13 protein-coding genes are annotated in these 19,620 nt (G+C 33.5%); 9 read left to right on the top strand and 4 right to left on the bottom strand.

The window, feature by feature from the left end; all coding sequences use genetic code 11:
* Nucleotides 1–3 precede the first annotated feature (3 nt).
* From QL232_RS18420 to QL232_RS18380, 9 genes are all read left to right on the top strand, one after another.
* Nucleotides 4–1,212 (top strand): glycosyltransferase, encoded by a 1,209-nt coding sequence (locus QL232_RS18420; protein ID WP_281615282.1) that lies wholly within the window; start codon nucleotides 4–6, stop codon nucleotides 1,210–1,212.
* Nucleotides 1,209–2,750, top strand: a complete 1,542-nt coding sequence (locus QL232_RS18415; protein ID WP_168885291.1) for an O-antigen ligase family protein — start codon at nucleotides 1,209–1,211, stop codon at nucleotides 2,748–2,750. Before QL232_RS18420 ends, QL232_RS18415 begins: the two co-directional genes overlap by 4 nt.
* Nucleotides 2,719–3,840, top strand: coding sequence for a glycosyltransferase family 1 protein (locus QL232_RS18410; RefSeq protein WP_281615281.1), 1,122 nt, complete (start codon nucleotides 2,719–2,721; stop codon nucleotides 3,838–3,840). Before QL232_RS18415 ends, QL232_RS18410 begins: the two co-directional genes overlap by 32 nt.
* A 70-nt stretch (nucleotides 3,841–3,910) precedes the next feature.
* Nucleotides 3,911–5,062 carry a sugar transferase gene (locus tag QL232_RS18405; RefSeq protein WP_281615280.1) on the top strand — a complete coding sequence of 384 codons (1,152 nt, stop codon included), beginning with the start codon at nucleotides 3,911–3,913 and terminating at the stop codon, nucleotides 5,060–5,062.
* A 484-nt stretch (nucleotides 5,063–5,546) separates the two neighbouring features.
* Nucleotides 5,547–6,416: an endonuclease/exonuclease/phosphatase family protein gene (locus tag QL232_RS18400; RefSeq protein ID WP_281615279.1), complete on the top strand. Its 870-nt coding sequence runs from the start codon at nucleotides 5,547–5,549 to the stop codon at nucleotides 6,414–6,416.
* A 12-nt stretch (nucleotides 6,417–6,428) separates the two neighbouring features.
* On the top strand, nucleotides 6,429–7,475 hold the full coding sequence (locus QL232_RS18395) for an endonuclease/exonuclease/phosphatase family protein (RefSeq protein ID WP_281615278.1): 1,047 nt from the start codon (nucleotides 6,429–6,431) through the stop codon (nucleotides 7,473–7,475).
* A 28-nt stretch (nucleotides 7,476–7,503) separates the two neighbouring features.
* Nucleotides 7,504–10,224, top strand: coding sequence for a TonB-dependent receptor (locus tag QL232_RS18390; RefSeq protein ID WP_281615277.1), 2,721 nt, complete (start codon nucleotides 7,504–7,506; stop codon nucleotides 10,222–10,224).
* Nucleotides 10,225–10,271: 47 nt separating this feature from the next.
* Complete coding sequence (locus tag QL232_RS18385; protein WP_281615276.1) at nucleotides 10,272–13,214, top strand: DUF5689 domain-containing protein; 2,943 nt, start codon at nucleotides 10,272–10,274, stop codon at nucleotides 13,212–13,214.
* Between the two features lie 118 nt (nucleotides 13,215–13,332).
* The gene (locus QL232_RS18380) at nucleotides 13,333–15,534 is read left to right on the top strand and encodes an endonuclease (protein WP_281615275.1); all 2,202 of its coding nucleotides are present in this window, start codon (nucleotides 13,333–13,335) and stop codon (nucleotides 15,532–15,534) included.
* A gap of 153 nt (nucleotides 15,535–15,687) precedes the next feature.
* Here QL232_RS18380 and QL232_RS18375 read toward each other — a convergent pair whose 3' ends face one another.
* The 4 genes from QL232_RS18375 to QL232_RS18360 all read right to left on the bottom strand — a co-directional run bounded on the left by QL232_RS18375 (nucleotide 15,688) and on the right by QL232_RS18360 (nucleotide 19,498).
* Nucleotides 15,688–15,963 (bottom strand): hypothetical protein, encoded by a 276-nt coding sequence (locus QL232_RS18375; protein ID WP_281615274.1) that lies wholly within the window; start codon nucleotides 15,961–15,963, stop codon nucleotides 15,688–15,690.
* 126 nt (nucleotides 15,964–16,089) lie between these two features.
* Entirely contained in the window at nucleotides 16,090–16,632 is a 543-nt protein-coding gene (locus QL232_RS18370) for a sigma-70 family RNA polymerase sigma factor (RefSeq protein ID WP_168885282.1), read from the bottom strand.
* Nucleotides 16,633–16,810: 178 nt separating this feature from the next.
* On the bottom strand, nucleotides 16,811–17,818 hold the full coding sequence (locus QL232_RS18365) for an alpha/beta hydrolase (protein ID WP_281615273.1): 1,008 nt from the start codon (nucleotides 17,816–17,818) through the stop codon (nucleotides 16,811–16,813).
* Between the two features lie 360 nt (nucleotides 17,819–18,178).
* Entirely contained in the window at nucleotides 18,179–19,498 is a 1,320-nt protein-coding gene (locus tag QL232_RS18360; protein ID WP_281615272.1) for a DEAD/DEAH box helicase, read from the bottom strand.
* Nucleotides 19,499–19,620 lie beyond the last annotated feature (122 nt).

Below are 19,620 nucleotides of genomic sequence, written 5' to 3'. Positions count from 1 at the left end.
CCTATGAGTATTTTATTAATACTATATATTATTTTCGGAATCTATCTCATTTTCTATTGTTCTTATCTCTCTTTTACATTGATAGTGGGGACTTTCTATAAGAAAAAAGTCGACGATTCTTACAATACACCCAATGATGACCGATGGCTTATATTCATTCCAGCATATAAAGCCGATCATGTTCTTATCAAAAGCTTAGAAGCGATTAACACTTATGCTCCATTAGTTAAATTTAAAATAGTAGTTCTTTTCCAAGAGACATCTGAAGATATCATTAAGGAGGCCAATAATTATGAGATTACAATGCTCAATCAATCCTTCTCATCAGAAAAAGGAAATACTTATATACAAGCTCTAAAGTACTTTAATGAATGGCTAAAAAAAGATGAAATGATCAAAGAGTTTTCGCCTACTTATCTCGTTTTATTGGATAAAGATAATTGTGTAGGTGAACATTTTTTTAGTGAATTGCTAAAATTCAGAAATGTAGGTTATGAATATATTCAAGGAAGAAGATCAGCATTAAACCTTGGAGAATCAGTGGGGCATTATGATGAAATATCAGAACGGTTAAACGATGTTTCATTACGTAATTATAAATGTGCTTTGGGTTGGAATCCTGAGCTTACAGGAAGTGGCTTTATCATCTCAATGGACTTCTTTATTAATGGAATAGACCATTTATCGTTAAATAATCCAGGTATGGATAAAAACTTATTTCTAGAGTGGATTTTAGGAGATAAGAAACCGAAAGGTATCTATGCTAGAGAAGCTATATTATATGAAGAAAAGACGGCAGACATTGAAGTATTAAAACAACAAAGAAGTCGATGGTTTGCTGAACAATATATGACAGCATTCCAATTTCTTCCTAGATTACTAAAACAGATTTTCCTTAAGTTAGACATTGAAGCTTTAGATTATCTCATTAGTATTTTTAGACCTCCTAGAAGTATTTTAATGCTTATCACTCCCTTATTATCACTATTAGAACTGTTATTTTTTAGAACGTATTACCTATTAACAATTAGCTTTTTAGTACTATTAATTGGTGGTATTGTTTTTATTTTAGGGAATGGTCTTTCTCATTCATTTTCCAATCTTATAATTCGTTTACCTCATATAATAATGAGTAATTTATATTCATTGCTAAGTATATTTTCTGGAAAAGCAAAAGGTAATTTTATTCATACTGAACGAAACAAAGAATGATATCACCGGTCCCAAATAATAACTCAATAAACACGGTTGCAACGATTGTAATAGCCTCTTTATTAGCTGCAGGCGTTGCATATTTAGCCATTAAACACCATTGGGGTTTAGGGATAGGCATCGCTGTGATGAGTATTACGGTACCACTTCTACTATCATTATTCTTTTATATCAAGTTTTCAATATACCTGTATATCTTCCTTAGTATTTTTATTGGTATTCCTTTAAAGATGAATTTACCTGTCCCTATTGGTTTAGGGGTAGATTTTGCTATTCTTTTTACCATTCTCGGACATTTGTATAAATGCAGTGAGATGAAGGATTATAAGAGTACTTTCATCGTTCCCATGATGATTCCTATTGCCCTTTGGATTGGTTGGAACGTATTTCAGGTGGTCAATCCTATTGCCGGTTCTAGAGTCGCATGGTTTTTTGTGATGAGACCTTATGTACTCTATCCCATTTTATACTTTATAGCTTACTATTACTTTAGAAGTATTGAAGACATTAAACACCTCTTCTTTTTCCTTTTATTATGTAGTTATATTAGTTCTGTTTGGGGGGTGATTCAAAATATTAATGGCTACTTCCCTTTTGAAATGGACTGGGTATATGCTAACGATGCAAAACACCTAGTATATATATCTGGACGTTGGAGAATATTTGGCACACTAGCTTCTCCGGCCCATTTTGGTATGTTGATGGCAATTATTATTGTAGCAGGAGCTGTTGTAGCATACTTGTATAAATGGCCTTCTATAATAGTGATCGCATTTGGGACGATCATTTCATTGCCAGCTTTAGTTTGGTCAGGAACAAGGACAGGTATCGCATTAGTGGTCGTAATTACTGCAATTATTGTAGGTCTTTGGGGTAACTTTAAAATTTATATTGCTGGAGGAATCTTCGCTTTCTTCTTTATTATATTGATCATTACCCCTTCTAATAATTACCATATACAGAGAATTCAATCTACTTTTGCTGGTTCTGAAGATACTTCTTACAAAGAACGGGAGGAAAACAGAAACGCCATGTATCCCTGGATTATGAAACACCCCATGGGTGGAGGCTTGGGTAGTACAGGTGTTTGGGGCGTACGTTTCTCGCCGGGAACTATGCTGGCAAACTTTGCACCTGATTCAGGCCACATTAGAGTTATGGTAGAAACAGGGTGGATAGGTTATATTATATATATGGGTATTTATTTCACCTTTATATGGTATTCGCTCCGGCATACAAAAATTTGGAAAATTAAAGACACAAAACTTAAGGTCTTACTATTAGTATTATTTGCAGTCCTCTGTTCATTTATAATCGTTGAACAGGCACAGGATGTTAATGGTATTTTACCTTTCAGTATTATGTTATGGATTTTTATTGCACTATTGATGCGGGTAATAGACCATATACATGATCATTTTCAAGAAATGGAATTAGAAGAACATAACCTAAAACTTGAACATGAAGCTAAAATCAAAGAAATGAGAATTAGAAAAACCAAAGAATATGAAGCAAAATTTAATCAACCCAGACACTAAAATAACCCTTGTTTCCTGTCAGCACTTTAATTCAGGGATTGGCCGATATAGCTATCAATTAGGCGAAGGCTTAAGAAAGTTATCTTTTGATACAGAATTATATAAGGTATATAAAAGAGATCATACAGACCGAAAATACCATAGGTATAGTTGGATTAATAAAATACATTACAAATCTTTTCGATCATTACATCCTTATATCTTACCCTATTTTATTCATCGAAGAATAAAGAATACACCTTCAACTAACTTAATACATGGACACTGGTTTATTTCCGGTTATGCTTGCTCATTATTAAAAAATCCATCCGTTGTTACTATGCATGATGTATCGTTACTTCATGTCACTGAAGCAAGTAAATGGTTTACAGGTTACTATAAATGGGTCATTCAACAACTGAAGAAAAAGAATACACCTATTCTAGTTGTTTCTGATACTGCAAAATTAGATTGCATGAAATATGCGGATTACCCAGAAGACCTTATTTATGTTAGTAAAAATTTCATCAATTTCAATCAATTTTTCCCTATTGAAAATATTGCTCAAATAGAAAGAAAAGATACATTCAATATTATTTATACAGGTGGTTTGGGGCAAAGAAAAAATGTAGGGATGCTTCTCAAAGCAATGAAAATTATTGAGAAAAAATTCCCTTATGCTAAGCTGAAGATTGCAGGGGCATTTCCAGAATATACACCATATCCCAAAATGGCAGAGGAGTTTCAATTGCGTAATGTGGAATTTGTTGGTTATATCCCTGATAATAAATTGAATGAATTTTATAACAAAGCAGACCTTTTTGTGTTTACTTCTTTATACGAAGGGTTTGGATATACTCCCCTAGAGGCCATGTCTACCAAAACACCAGTAATTAGTACTAAAGGAGGAGCCCTTCATGAAATTGTAGGCAAAGGAGGCGATTTAGTTGAATATAATGTAGATGAATTAGTAGAAAAAATATCATTTTATTTATTACGTCCCAGTAAATTAGAAGCACTTGGTAATCAAGGTTTTGAGTGGGTAAAAAGATATACAGAAGATGCATCTATAAAAAATACACTAAAAGCTTATAAAAAAGCACTCGCATAATGAACGATTATTATGTGATGTATGTTTAAAGGTTATAAAATATTAATCAAAATCATCCCATACTTCAATCATGTCGAAAAACATAGTTATTTTAGATGATGATCAATTTATGCTAGATTTTGTCAGTAATCTACTTACTGAGGACTATATTATTCATAAGTGCTCTACTATAGATGCGGCAAAAGAGCATCTCTCTCATCAAAAAGTTCATCTTCTAATCATGGATTTAAACCTAAAGGATGAACATGGAATATCTCTTATCAAATTTTTGAAGTCTGAAAAAGAATTCCAAAATCTACCAATCATTACTTTAAGTAGTGAAGATTGCTCTACGACCAAAATTGAAACCTTAGAACAAGGTGTCAATGATTTTATTGTTAAACCATTTTTACCAAAAGAATTAACCTTAAAAGTAAAGAATTTACTAGTTGATAAGTACCCTGATCAAAATCAAAACAATAAAGGTAAATTATTAAAGATCAATAAGGTATCCTTACCAACCAAGAAGCAATTTTATTTTGCAGCCAAAAGAGGTTTCGATATTGTTGCTTCCTCCACTCTGCTTATTTTACTTAGCCCAATTTTCTTATTGACTGCGATTGCTATCCGTTTAGAATCTCCTGGACCCATTTTCTACACATCTAAAAGAATCGGAAAAAATTATTCTGAAATTCCTTTTTTCAAGTTTAGATCCATGTTAGTAAATGCTGATCATTTAGTTGAGAAACTTAAAGATCAGAATGCTTATGGAGAAACAAAAGAAGAAGTAAATAAGAATGAAATTCCGAAAGGAAGCGATTTAATTGGTGACAATGGTTACAAAATTGGAGAAAACCATTTAAAGATCGAAAAGCAAGGTGCTACTTTCTTTAAATTAGAAAATGACCCAAGGGTAACTAAAGTTGGAGCAATTATCAGAAGAACAAGTATCGATGAATTGCCACAATTGTTTAATGTCTTCTTAGGACATATGTCTTTGGTAGGGAACAGACCTTTACCAGTATATGAAGCAGAACAGTTAACGCAAGATTTTGCAGTTGGCCGTTTTTCAAACTCCGCAGGAATTACTGGATTATGGCAAGTGAAAAAAGCTTCGGATCCTTTTATGACAACAGAAAAAAGAATAGAGTTAGATGTAAATTATGCGAATAAGTATAGTTTAAGAAGAGATTTAAGGCTACTTTATCAGACACCATTTGCAATGCTTCAAAAAGAAGAGTAAATATAAAATGTAGGTCAACTCAAATTGGGTTGGCCTTTTTTATTGTTTAAAAATATTACTTCCAATTTTTTATATCGAAAATAAAGATATTCGCATCATCTTAACATTCATTAAATCAAGCATATAAGATAAGTTGTATGCTTTTTTTATGATAAATTTGATTAGTGAATTAATATTCAGTTAATATTAACATTCATTGACGTTTTTAACACAACGAAAAAAATGTATAGTTTTTCTCTATATCATAGATTATTCTTTCAAGAATATGGACAATAGATAAATATAACAATAAATGTATATTGTGTTATAAAATTATATTTGGGTTGTACATTGTTATCGAAAAATGAAGAAAAGAAAATTTGTTAGAATTTCTGAAATCTAGTTTGTTCATTTGCACCCGTACTCTTTCAATTTATAAACTTTCAATCTTTTCTATTTTATCATTAAATTAACAACATATCATCTTCTTGCTATAATAGCTTGTGTGTCTACTATTGGGTGTTCTTCCGATGTTGACAATCCTAGTGTTTCACTTCCAGAAACAGATAATGCTTTAGTTCCTTGTCTTTCTTATTCAGAAAACGAGAACACTCTTGAGGTGTTAACATGGAATATTGAACATTTTCCAAAGCATACAGAAACTACTGAATTCGTTAATGCCACGATTACTGAAAGTGGTTATGATGTTTGGGGATTACAGGAAATTGAACAAACAGGAAAGCTGGATCAGATAAAACAGTTAGATGAACGATATGATGTAATTGTTGATGAAGATATTGCTTTTGGCGTTAATGACGATTACCATTTGGCCTTCGTTTATAGAGCAGATCATCTAGAAGTTTTATCAAAAGAGATTCTAGCATCAGGTGATTTTGAAAGCTATTTTTTTCCTAGGAAACCTTTATTAGTGACTTTTAAAGATAAGACCTCTGGTCAGGAATTTACAGTGATCAACCTACATATGAAATGTTGTAGTGGAGAAACAAATAATTATCGAAGATCAGAAGGGGCAAAAAGGTTAAAAGATTATTTGGATTCCAATTATGCCAACGAAAAGGTGATCGTTTTAGGAGATTTCAATCATACTATCATTCCTTCAAATACCTCAGACTATAAAGTCTTTATTGATGATCGTACAAATTATCAGTTTTCTGATGAAGCGTTAGCAAGATCTGATGATCCTTTGAATTGGTCATACCCTGGTTGGCCAAGCCATATTGATCACATATTAATGACTGATGAATTTTTTGATGGGTTTGTTGATGCTTATACATTGACACTAGATGAGTGTTCTGGTTACTATGATCCAAAAGTAAGTGATCATCGACCTGTTTTGAGTGTATTCTCAAACTAATTACTGATTTTTATGAAAAAACTACTTTACTTTTTCTTCATTCTATGTTACTCTTTAACCTCAAAAGCTCAAGAAGCAGAGTATAAAGTGTATACAGTTGGTTTTTATAACCTCGAGAACTTATTTGATACTCTTCATACAGAAGACAAAAACGACTACGAATTTCTTCCTAATGGTAAAAACAAATGGACTGGTAAGCGTTACTTAGAAAAGCAGGAACGTATGTCTAAGATCATTGCCAAACTTGGTTCAGATATTTCAAAAGATGTTCCTACTATTGTTGGCGTTTCAGAAATAGAAACTAAAGGTGTAGTTGAGGATTTGGTGAATCAACCTGCCCTATTGAAATATAATTATGGTGTTGCACAAATTGAAGGCCCAGATAAAAGAGGTGTTGATGTTGCCTTAATCTATAGAAAGGATATTTTTCATGTTACAAAAGTTTCAGCAAGAGATTTAAGAATAAAAGAAACGTATGCTGGTGATAACTGGGAATTCAAATCAAGAAACCAACTTATCGTCGAAGGTCAATTAGGTGGAGAAAATTTAGCTGTTATTGTAAACCACTGGCCTTCAAGAAGAGCAGAATCTAGATACAGAGAAGAAGCAGGGAAACTTAATCGACAAATTATCGATTCTTTAAGAACTGTTCATCCTAACATGAATTGTATAACCATGGGTGACTTGAATGATGATCCTACAAATAAAAGCGTATACAAATCGTTAGGAGCAATTGGAGACGCTAAAAAACTTAATGAAAAGAACTTTTTATACAACCCTTATTACAAGATGTATAAGAACGGATTAGGTTCTCTAGCCTATAGAGATCGATGGAATCTTTTTGATCAAATTATCATCACAAAAGAATTAAAAGAGGATAAAGATGGCTTATTTTTTTACAAAGCTAGCATCTGTAATTATGATGAATTAAAGAACTCATCAGGCAAATACAAAGGATATCCTTATAGAACATATGCAGGAGGAAATTATGCTGGAGGTTACTCAGATCACTTTCCTGTTGTTATATATCTTTTAAAGAAAGTAGATACAACTAAATAATAGCAACCTTTTCAATTTCGTTTTTATAATGAAAAGATTATTTACAATTTTAATTACCCTTATACATCTCTCAGTATTTGGGCAGGAAGCTGACATCCAAGGTAAAGTTATTATCACAGGAACTGAAGCTCCAATGATTGCTGTACAAGTTATAGTAAACGGGAATACATACCTTACAAATGAGGACGGTGTGTTTAAAGTACCGAGTGTGGGATTACCTGAAAATGCAATGGTTCATATTTCATTGGATGACTTTAATCCGGTAGACCTTCCCCTATCCAACGGAATGATTATTAAGATGATTCCTGAGTTAGATGAAGCAAGTACAATTGCACTTTCATTAACAGACTTAGATGCTGGTGATGGTGATACTCAATCAACTCCAGGTTTACTTTTCTCATCAGGAGATGCCTATAGCTCTATTGCTGGATATGCATGGGGACCTTATTGGTTTAGACAAAGAGGTTATCAATCTAATTACTTAAATGTATTTATTGATGGTGTGAATATGGCCAATCCTGAAAGAGGTTATGCTTCTTGGTCTTTATGGGGAGGTTTAAATGATGTGACTAGAAATAAAGAAACAACATACAATATGTCACCTGTTGATTTCTCTTTTTCTAATATCGGTGGATCAACTAATATCCTTACTGATCCAGCACAGCTACGACCAGGTTTTAAGGGTAGTTATTCATTCAGTAATTCAAGTTATCAAAATAGAGTAATGCTAACTTATTCAACAGGATTGTTAGATAATGGTTGGGCATTTACAGTTTCAGGTTCAAGAAGATGGGCACAAGAAGGTTATGTAGAAGGAACTACTTATGATGCTTGGGCGGGTTTCTTTGCGGTTGAAAAGCAATTCAGCAAAAAACACAAACTTGTATTTACTTCTTTTGTTGCGCCTTCTACTAGAGGTCAACAAGGAGCAACAGTTCAGGAAGTTTATGATTTAAAAGGAACTAACTTTTACAACCCTTATTGGGGTTATCAGGAAGGTGAGAAAAGAAATTCAAGAGAAAAAACAACGATCTCACCATCGTTTATCCTAAAGGATGATTGGAAAATCAATGATAAATTAAGATTAAATACTAGTGTTGGATATACTTTAGGTAAAGGAAAGAAAACGGCAATGAACTGGTATGATGCTCCTGACCCTAGACCTGATTATTACCGTAATTTACCTTCTTATCAATATGATCAAGGCAATGATGTTGCTGGTGATATGCTTACTGAGCTTTGGAAATCAGATGAGTTTGGTCAAGTAGATTGGAAGTTTATGTACGATATGAACCGTAGTAACTTCCAAACTGTTCCAACAGACTGGTTAGATCCTGACAGTGAAACGGTTTCAGGAAATAGATCTCATTATATTATCGAAGAACGTCACTTAGATTCTCATAAGTTAGACATCAACCCTACGCTTACTTGGGACATTAACCCTACTTGGAAAGTACACACAGGTTTACAATATCAACTGTACCAAAGTAATAACTACAATACTATTGGCGATCTTCTTGGTGGTGACTATTGGGTGGATATTGATAATTTTGCTGATAGAGATTTTATCGATCCAGTGGCTGCAGTTAATGACCTCAATGATGACAATATTGTAAAAGGAGAAGGTGATAGAATTGGTCATGATTATGATGCCAATATCCAAACTGCAAATTGGTGGGGTCAAGTAAAAAAATCATTCGCTAAAGGTTCGGTATACTTGGGAGGTAACGTTACAAATACTTCGATGTACCGTTTTGGTAACCGATTAAAAGGATTATTCCCAGAAGATTCTTATGGTAAATCCGATGTATTAAGTTTCTTAGACTATGGTGTAAAAGCAGGTGGTGAATATTTTATCAACGGTAGAAATGTTATTACGGCCAATGCTGCTTTCTTTACTAAAGCTCCTTATTTCCAAGATAGTTTCACATCATTAAGAACTAGAAATGAAACAGTTGAAGATCTAGTGTCTTCAAAAGTAACTTCATATGATTTAAACTATTACTACAGAGGTCAACGCTTAAAGTTTAGAGCATCTGCTTTCTATACGCAAATTGCTGACTTAACAGATGTAATTTCATATTATGATGATGCATATCAAAACTTTGTCAACTATGTATTAACGGGTGTTGGTCAAGAAAATGTAGGTGTTGAGGTTGGTTTACAATACAATATCACAGAAGCTTTAAGACTTAAAGGAGCCTATACAAAAGCAACATATACTTATAATGCGAATCCGTATGCTACAACTACTGTAGACAACAGTTCTGAGAAATTAAGTGATAATGAGACAGTCTTTTATAATGGTAGACATGTAGGAGGATCTCCTGAAGAAGCAGGTTCACTTGGTTTAGAATATTGGTCTAAAAAATATTGGTTTATTGGTGTTCAAGTCAATTATTTAGGTGACCGTTTTGTTACATTAAACCCTGCTAGATATACAGATAGAGCCATCAACGAACCAGGTATTGAATATGGTTCTGATGAGTACTACGCAATCTTACACCAAGAGAAAATGAATAATACTTTTACAGTAGATGTTTCCGCGGGAAAAAGTTGGAAGATTAAAGATTACTTATTCAGAGTAAACCTTAATGTCAATAATATTCTCAACAATAGTGATATACAAACTACTGGATTCCAACAATACAGATTCGATTTTGTAGATGGTAATCCTAATAAGTTCGCTAACAAATATTTCTACGCACAAGGCATCAGAGCTTTTGTTAATCTGAGCCTAAGTTTCTAATAAAAATAAATCAATTCTAATTTTTTCTGTTCACTAAATCTGTAATGATGAAAAAGAACAATATACTACAACTCTTTCGAAGCTTATTGGTAAGCTTTTTAGTAGCATCTTTATTCATTGGATGTGCTAAAGATGAAAAAGAACTAGACGGCCCAGGCCAACCCGAAGATGAAACAGGCACTGTCGACATTGAAATTTCTCATTCTATTGAAGAAGTTATCGATTTATACGATGAGTCTGACATGATGGAAATTATTGATGATGTCGTTTTTAAAGGAACAGTCATTTCGTCAGACTCTGCGGGTAATGTATACAAGTACATTACTTTACAAGGAGAAAACGGATACGGTATTCAAGTGAAATTGAATAAATCAGGCTTATATGCTGATTATGCTTTAGGACAAACTGTATTTGTTAAAGGTAAAGGATTATACTTAGGTAACTATGGTGGTACTTTACAAATTGGTGGTGTTTACGAAGGTAGCCTTGGTAACATCGAAGAAGATGTAATAGATGACTATATCGTTGCTGGTGAGCAAGGAACTGTACCAACAGCTACAGTATTGGACATCGATAATCTACCTGAGGATATTGAAAAATTATACAATACTTGGGTATCTGTTGCAAATGTTCAGTTTGATAACTCTGAAATGGGAAATACATATGCTGAAGATGAGTTTAGTGCTTATAACAGAACATTAACAACTGCAGAAGGAAATACAATTATCGTTCGTACATCTCAATATGCAGATTTTGCAAATGAGGAATTACCAGAACAAAGTGGTACAATCAGTGCAATTTTAACGGTATATAATGGTACGCTTCAACTGACTTTAAATACATCTGATGATGTGGTTTTTGAAAGTGATCGTTTTGAGGAAGTTCCTGATGCTGGTGATCTTGAAACAACGCATTCAATTCAAGAAGTATTAGATATGTATGATGGTTCTGATTTGATGGAAATGACAGCAGATGTTGTTTTCAAAGGAACAGTGATTTCATCAGATTCAACAGGTAATGTATACAAATACATTACAATTCAAGATAACGGTTACGGTATCCAAATCAAGTTAAATAAAACAAGCTTATATACTGATTACGCTTTAGGACAAACAGTATTTATCAAAGCAAAAGGCTTGTATATGGGTAACTATGGAGGTTCTATTCAAATGGGTGGAATCTACGAAGAGAAATTTGGTAACATTGAGGAAAGCGAGATCAATAACCACTTATTTGCTGGTGTTGAAGGTAATGTTCCTAGTGCAGTAGCTTTAGATCTGTCAGCATTACCTGATAACATCGAAGATTTATCAAATACTTGGGTAAGCTTAAGTAATGTTCAGTTTGCAGATTCTGAATTAGGTAAAAAATATGCTGACGATGAATTCAGTGCTTACAACAGAACTTTAGTAGATGCAAATGGTAATACAATTGTAGTTCGTACTTCTAAATATTCTGATTTTGCTGGTGAAACTTTACCAGAGAAAAACGGTACAATTCAAGCTATTCTTACCATTTTCAATGGTACTCCTCAGTTAACATTAAATGCTCCAGATGATATTGATTTCACAAATGAGCGTTTCACTACTACCCCTCCAGTAGATGCAGAAGGTACAGGTATCTTAACGGATGCTTATAATATTGCTGCTGCGGTACAAAATGTTGATGCAACAGGTGTTTGGGTTAAAGGATACATCATTGGTTCAGTTAATGGTAGTTCTTTAGCTAGTAACTTTGAAGCAGGAGCAACTGATAATTCGTCTTACTCTAATATTGTTATCGCTGCATCAGCAGATGAAACGGATGCAACGAAGGGTATGCCAATTCAATTATTATCAGGTTCATTTATCAGATCGAGCTTAAACTTGAAAGATAATCCTGAAATGGCCGGAAAAGAAGTATGGGTTAAAGGTGATATTTTAACATATTTCGGAGTTCCTGGTATCAAGAGTGCATCAGACTTTTCATTTGATGGAGCTACTGTTGAAGAAGAAGAAGTATTACCTCCTTCAGGTACAATTGGTGCTGGAGATGATATTTTAGGTAGCAGCCTAACAAATACATCTATCGATTTTATGACATATAATGTGCTGCAAAACGAAGAAATTTGGGCAGCAGCAAACGGTGAGGCTTCTATCAATGGCTATAATAATGGCGAGGTAGAATCATGGATGATTTCTAAATCAACTGTAGATTTCTCATCATTCACAAAACCAGGTTTATTAGTTACTGAGAACTTAAACTACTTCAAAGGTTTTGAAAAAGTACAAGTAATGGTTTCTTCTGATTATGCAGGAAGTGGTGATCCATCACAAGCTTCTTGGACAGTATTATCTACAGAAACTGATAGAGCACAGTTCGGTGAATCTTTATCGCAATTTGTGGTAACAAGTGGTTCTTATTATATCGCTTTTAAATATTTAGCTTCTTCTAATACGGATGCCTCATCTTGGACTATCAAAACTGTTGTAGCAGGTGAAATTGAGGAAGAAGATGATGAGACTCCTGTCGATCCAGCACCAGCTCCTGGTGAGAACTTAATCTTAAATGGTGGTTTCGAAAATTGGACAGATGATAAACCTGATAGCTGGACAAAAGCTGAAAATGTTTCTCAGGAATCAACAGTTGTAAACGAAGGGTCATCAGCTGTTAAACATACAGCAGGTGGTACTAAAGATATATCTCAGACTATTTCTATTCAAGCAGGTAAAACTTATATCGTAAGCTTCGACTACAATGTTGAGTCTGGTGACGGTACTGACGGTAGATTATGGTCATTCTTTAAAAACGCTGCTAACTCATCAATTGGTGATATCAAGGATCCAAACGACTATTTAGAAAATAGTGCTGGTAATGGTTCTTGGAATACATACACTGCTGAGTATACTGCTCCAGCAGATGCAGTTTCTATCTACTTTGAGATTAGAACTTATGGTAGTGCAGTGGTTGTTTACGACAATGTATCTATAAAAGAAAAGGTTGTTGAATAAGACCTTAACACTCCTCCCCACAAAAGCTCGCAACTTTTGTGGGGAACTAATTAGGGTTCAATATCAAGCGTAAAAACGATAAAGACTCTTAACCGCTTATAATTTAATACTTTGATAAATGAAACAGGTTTTTACAAATAGACTAATTGTTTTCCTTTTGGGATTGTTTCTAGTAAGCTGTGTAGATACAGAATATGACAACCCCGAAACGGCTACGAATGCAGCTCTTCCTGATGATACAGCAACAATGACTATTGCTGATTTAAAGAGTTTGCACACTACAGCTGGTCATGGTGATAATGATACCACTGCAATTCCTGAAAACACTACAATTGTAGGGCAAGTTATCTCTTCAGATGAAGAAGGAAATGTTTATAAAGAGCTCTACATCCAAGATACAACGGGTGGTATTTTGATCAGAATTGACAGCTCTCCCCTATACACTCAATTTAAATTAGGTCAAGAAGTAGCTGTTATTTGCGACGAGCTAGTCTTAGGTTCTTATGGAAGTAATATCCAATTAGGTGTACCTAGTTTATATGAAGGGTCGCCTGCAGCAGGAAGAATTCCTAGCCCGATTATGAAACGCTATTTCTTTACGGGTGCTGAAGAAGAATTGGTAACCTATACTGCAACAGTTAATGAAATTCAAGAAGACTTAGACTACTATGTAGGTAGAAGAGTGATGATTGAAAATATTACTGTAGCGAATAGTGATAAGGGTAAAACTTTCGCAGATGCTGAAAATGAGTCAACACAAAATAGATATTTAAACGATGGTTCTACTGATAACGATATTATTTTAAGAACTAGTGGGTATTCTGATTTTGCTGGTGATACACTACCAGAAGGTACGGGTACTTTATACGGTTTAGTTTCTCGATTTAGAGATGATGCTCAAATTTATATCAATACTCCTTCTGCAGATTTAGTAGATTTCACATTATCAAGTAATAATGACGAGGATGATGAAGACGAAGACAATGATAACGATGAAGAAGAACCTACTCCTTCTGAGACTGTTCGTCAAATAAAAGAAGCATTCGAGGGAACAAAATATGATGATATTGCTATCGAAGGTTGGAATAATATCGTAGAAGAGGGAACACAAGGCTGGTTCTATAATGAATACCAAAGCAATGGTTACGCAAATATGACAGTTTTTGAACAATCAGAAAAGAGAAAGGTTTGGTTAATCTCCCCTATTCTGGATGTTACAAACGCAGAATTCAAAATAGTATCATTTGATACAAGAAGAGAATTTGTTGATGGGGCTACATTAAAAGTTATGGTTTCAAGTGATTTTAATGGAACAGATGCTCCCTCAAATGCTAGTTGGACTGAATTAAATGTTCCATTTTCTAGTGATGGAACTGATTTCTACGGTACATGGACAAATAGTGGTAATATTGATTTATCTTCTTATGGAAATGTTGTTGTAGCATTCTTATATGAAGGTGAAGATGGTGTAAATGATGGTGGTTATTCTATTGATAACTTTAAGTTTAACGCTGAAGAGATTATCTCGGTAGACCCTAGTAGTTATTATGCATTAGCTGATGGATTATCAGGTTACAACTTAAAATCTACCTTACATAATATCATTTCAGAAAATTATGTCAATTTAGGTTATAGTGCACTTTGGGATGCCTATACGACCACAGATGATAAATATGGTGAAGGTAAGATCGTATGGGATATGTATACTGATATTCCTAATCCATCAAACCCAAGTGTTCCTGATGGTGACCAACCTGGCGAGCATGAGTTTACTCAAATTACGGACAAAGATTCTGGTTCTGGAGGTACTGAGGAAGGACAATATTATAACAGAGAGCACTCTATGCCTCAAAGTTGGTTCAATTCTGATGAACCAATGAAAAGTGATATCTTTCATGTTATCCCTGCTGATAAAAAAGTAAATAACACAAGAAGTAACAACCCTTATGGTGAAGTAACTTCAGGGGGAACTGAAACAGTAAACGGTTCTATCTTAGGTTACAATGCAGACGGACAAAAAGTATTTGAACCGATCGATGAATACAAAGGAGATATTGCAAGAATCTATTTCTACATGGCTACGCGTTATGAGGATGAAATAAGTTCTTGGGATCAAAATTCTTCAGAGGCAGACTATGTATTTAATGGCACTACAGGACAAGTTTTCGAAAGTGGTTATTTACAAATGCTTTTAGAATGGCATGAAGCTGACCCTGTTTCACAAAAGGAAATTGATAGAAATGAAGCTATTTTCTTATTACAAGGAAATAGAAATCCTTATGTTGATCATCCTGAATTTATCGATTCTATTTGGAAATAGTGAATTGATCTATATGAATTAATAAAGCGACCATTTTATAATTACTTATAGAATGGTCGCTTTTTAATTTACGAAATGATTATGGCATTATACCTTAGCAACAATCAGGAGGACAACATCCTGAGATATCTGAAGGGTTAATATCCTTTTTATCTAGAGCTGTTGAAGATGTTGTACAGCAATTTTCACTTTTACAATCTTCTTCATTACAATTACAGTCGCAATCACATTCTCCATCTTTGCAAGTACAAGTACATTCGCTACCGTCTTTACATTTACAAGTGCATGTACATGAACCATCTTCATTACACTTGCATTCGCAAGTACAGTTTTCACACTCACATTTACCGTCTTTGCAAATACATGTACATGTTGTACCATCCTCACAAGTACAAGTACAAACACAGTTACCTTGCTCGTCTCTTTCACATTTGCAAGTACAGTTTTTATTATCGCAACAGTTTTTTATTTCTTTTTCCATGATTCAATAAGGTTTAATTTGATTGTCTTTTCACCTATGGAGACGGAGGTTTTCAAAAAGGACTCAAAAAAATATTAATTATTACAACCATTTTTACAGTTATAGCTGATATTACCCTGGATATCTTCTACTGCATCACAACAAGTCTCAAAAGAATGTTTTAATTGCTCTCTCCCCCTTTGAACTCTTGTTTTTACAGTTGAATATGTAAGATCATTCATTATGGCATATTCCTTTTGTGAAACATTACCATAAGTGACATTATATAGAACATCCTTATATTTCTCGGGTAATTCTAGTATAAATGGTTTTACACACTCTGTGCAAGCTTTAATATTCTCTTCAACATCATCAACTTCTTCAGGAAGCTCCAAATGCTCTAATAAAGAGTCTGTAGAAAGCTTTTTCTTTCTATAAAAATCAATGATTGAATTTCTTGTAATCTGATAAATCCAGCTATGTAGTTTACTATCATCAGAGAGTGATTTTCTCTTCTGATGAATCTTAATAAAAACATCTTGTAAAATATCTTCTGCTAACATTTTATCACTTACCTTATAAGTGATAAAGTTTAAAAGCTCAGCCTTAAATTGATTCCAAATTATTGTTGTCTCCATAGATTAAAATAAGTATTCACCTCATAGACGTAACAAAGATAAAAAGACTCAGAATGAGCTCATTTATCTATCAATAAACATTCTATAGTATTGATATTCAATAACAAAAAAAGTAGACATCATGTGATATCTACTTTTAAGAGTACTTTAAAAATACAATATTATCAAATTACATTACCTAATCATTCTTATTATTACCTTCTAATTGTTGGTTCAACCAATGTTGAATCATTGTCATAAACTCTTCCGATTGATCTTGATAAGAGAAATGACCACAATTCTTAAAAATTTTGATCTCGCTCTTAGTAATTCTGTTTTGAAGTCTAATTCCATTATCCTTTGGTAGAATCTCATCATTTTCACCCCAAAATATTAATGTTGGTACATTGACCTTTTCCAATAATGGATCTAAAGTAGTTAAGCTTTCAGGATACTTCTTAAACCACTCTATTGGATTAGAAAGCCTTCCTTTATAAGATTTTTTATAGTCAGATAGCTCAAATGAATTGGGTGTATAGTTGACATATCCTAAACGATTACCAACTTCAACAAAGGCACCCGCATCAACGAAGTTTCCAATTAGAAATTGCCAAAATTTTGAGAAACCAAGCTTTTCAATAATAGATCCATTATTTGACGGATTAATAGCTGGTCCATCTCCTATTATCAAAGAGGATACATTCTTTTTATGTTGAGCGGTATAGTAGATAGCTGTTGGCATTCCGACATCAGGAGCAACAATATGTGGCTTTTCAATATTGAAATGTTCAATAAATTGATGTAGAAATTGCCCTTGTGCTTCGAAGGTCATAAACTCTAAACCACCTTCACTTCTACCAAACCCAGGAAGATCGTATGCATAGACATTATAGTCTTTTATCAAATCGTCCCAAATTGGTGCATAAGCTATAATACTTTGGGGTAATGGGGAGAGTAATAGGATAGTTTCTTTTCCTGGGTTACTATAGTGAGCATACCTAATTTTAATAGTATTAATAACAGTATATTCTGTCTTAATATCCGATGGGTTATTTAATGTGGGATTTTCTGAATATTTATTTAATGCTCTTTGTTTCTTAAGACCATTGTACTCTTTCGTACAAAACATAAGAAATGAAGCGTAAAATTTATCTAAAATATTGATGCTATTTATAGGTTCATTAAGGTAGGATGATAAGGCATTCATAGTTCTAAAATTTATGGTTCAAATTCTGAAAACAGATCTTTTGTTTTGATCTGTTACAAAGGTAGATGGGTATCCCTTCGATATAGTTGAACAAAAATGCCTAAAAGTTGAATCAATGATTTTTTAGTAAATTGAAAATTTGGGCAAAAAAAAACTCATTAAAAAATGAGATTAGAGATCTAATATAAATAGATTAAAGAGAGAGCGGATTTGAGTATTCACATCTCTAAGTTTCGCAGCAAGTTAGAGACTGTTCGCATTTCGTATATAAAAGTACAAAAATGCGAACATATCTTCTAAATAAATGTAAAAGATTATTTATCTTTTTTTATAAATATCATGTTTTCAGTGAATTATTTTTTATCGAGCAATATCCACTTTTAATCTAATTTTCTTTACTCTCTCCTTGTTGACTTTGTTACAAAGTTCAGAAGCTATTTTTCTATCCACCGCCGCAAATGAAATAAAGTCTTTTACTTCTATTAATCCCAACTGATCTTTCTCTAATTTTCCTTTCTTCATCAGTAGACCAACGATATCAATTTTATTTATCTTATTCTTCTTTCCACCAGATAAATATAATGTCACCCACTTCGGTAATTGTGGTTCTTTTAGTCCTGAAGGTACTTTTAATTCATTGGGATTATCTTCAATATATTCAGGTAAGTTATCCTCATCGGATAAAACCAAATATGCATCACCGTCTTTTTCCATCCTTGCAGTTCTGCCATTTCTGTGGATAAATGCATCTTCTTTTGGAGGTAATTGATAATGAACCACATGTTTGATGGTTGGAATATCAAGACCCCTAGCTGCTAAATCTGTAGTGATAAAAACATTGGCGGAGCCGTTTCTAAATTTCACTAACGCTCTTTCTCTTTCTTCTTGATCCAGACCGCCATGGAAAGCTTCATGTGCCACACCTTTTTCTTTCAGCAATTCACTAATACGATTCACTGCCTCTCTATGGTTACAGAAAATAAGCATCGGTTCTGCTTTTAAGAAATAGATGAGCTTTAATAGTTCGTAAAGTTTATCTTTACCGGGAGCTTTAACTACATGTAATGAGAGTCTTTTAGGTACTTGTCCTTCTAGATAGTCAATTACTTCAGGGTTCTTAATTTTAGTAAACTCTGGTAATTCATCGCTTTTTGTTGCAGAAGTCAGAATTTTAAAATCTATACTTCTCAGTTCCTCAATGATAAATGACATATCATTATGGAAACCAAACTCTAATGCTTTATCAAATTCATCCAACACTAGGTTTTCTACATAAGAATAGTCAAAGTTATTCTGATCGATATGGTCTGCTAATCTACCTGGTGTTCCAACTAATATATGTGGAGGATTAGACAAATTGTTTTTTTCTATTTTAACGGAATGTCCTCCATAGCAACAATTCACTTTCAATCCTGTGCCCAAACTTTTACAAACCTGTTCAATTTGTAAAGAAAGTTCCCTTGATGGAGCAACAATAATACATTGTACACCTTCTGTATTAGGATCAATTCTAGTGACTATAGGTAAGAGAAATGCAATTGTTTTTCCAGACCCTGTGGGAGCAAGAACTACAATTTCGTTACTTTTCTGAGCAGCTGATAATGTATCTTTCTGCATTGCATTAAAGTCTTCAAACCCTAAGTGCTTTTTAATATGTTCGATGTTTGGCTTTTTGATCATGTATTAAAATTTTGATCGAAAGTAGAAGTGAAATGCATAAAAACACATCTTATTCTGTGATTATACGTTAACCTGAATGAACAAACGTAAACAAAATAATCTTTTAAGATTGTTTAAAGTAT

Origin of the sequence: Flammeovirga sp. SubArs3, from assembly GCF_947387565.1 — a bacterium.
Taxonomy (GTDB): Bacteria; Bacteroidota; Bacteroidia; order Cytophagales; family Flammeovirgaceae; genus Flammeovirga; species Flammeovirga agarivorans.
Note: the sequence above shows the minus strand (reverse complement) of the source record. Positions and strands in the feature narration are given on the sequence as shown.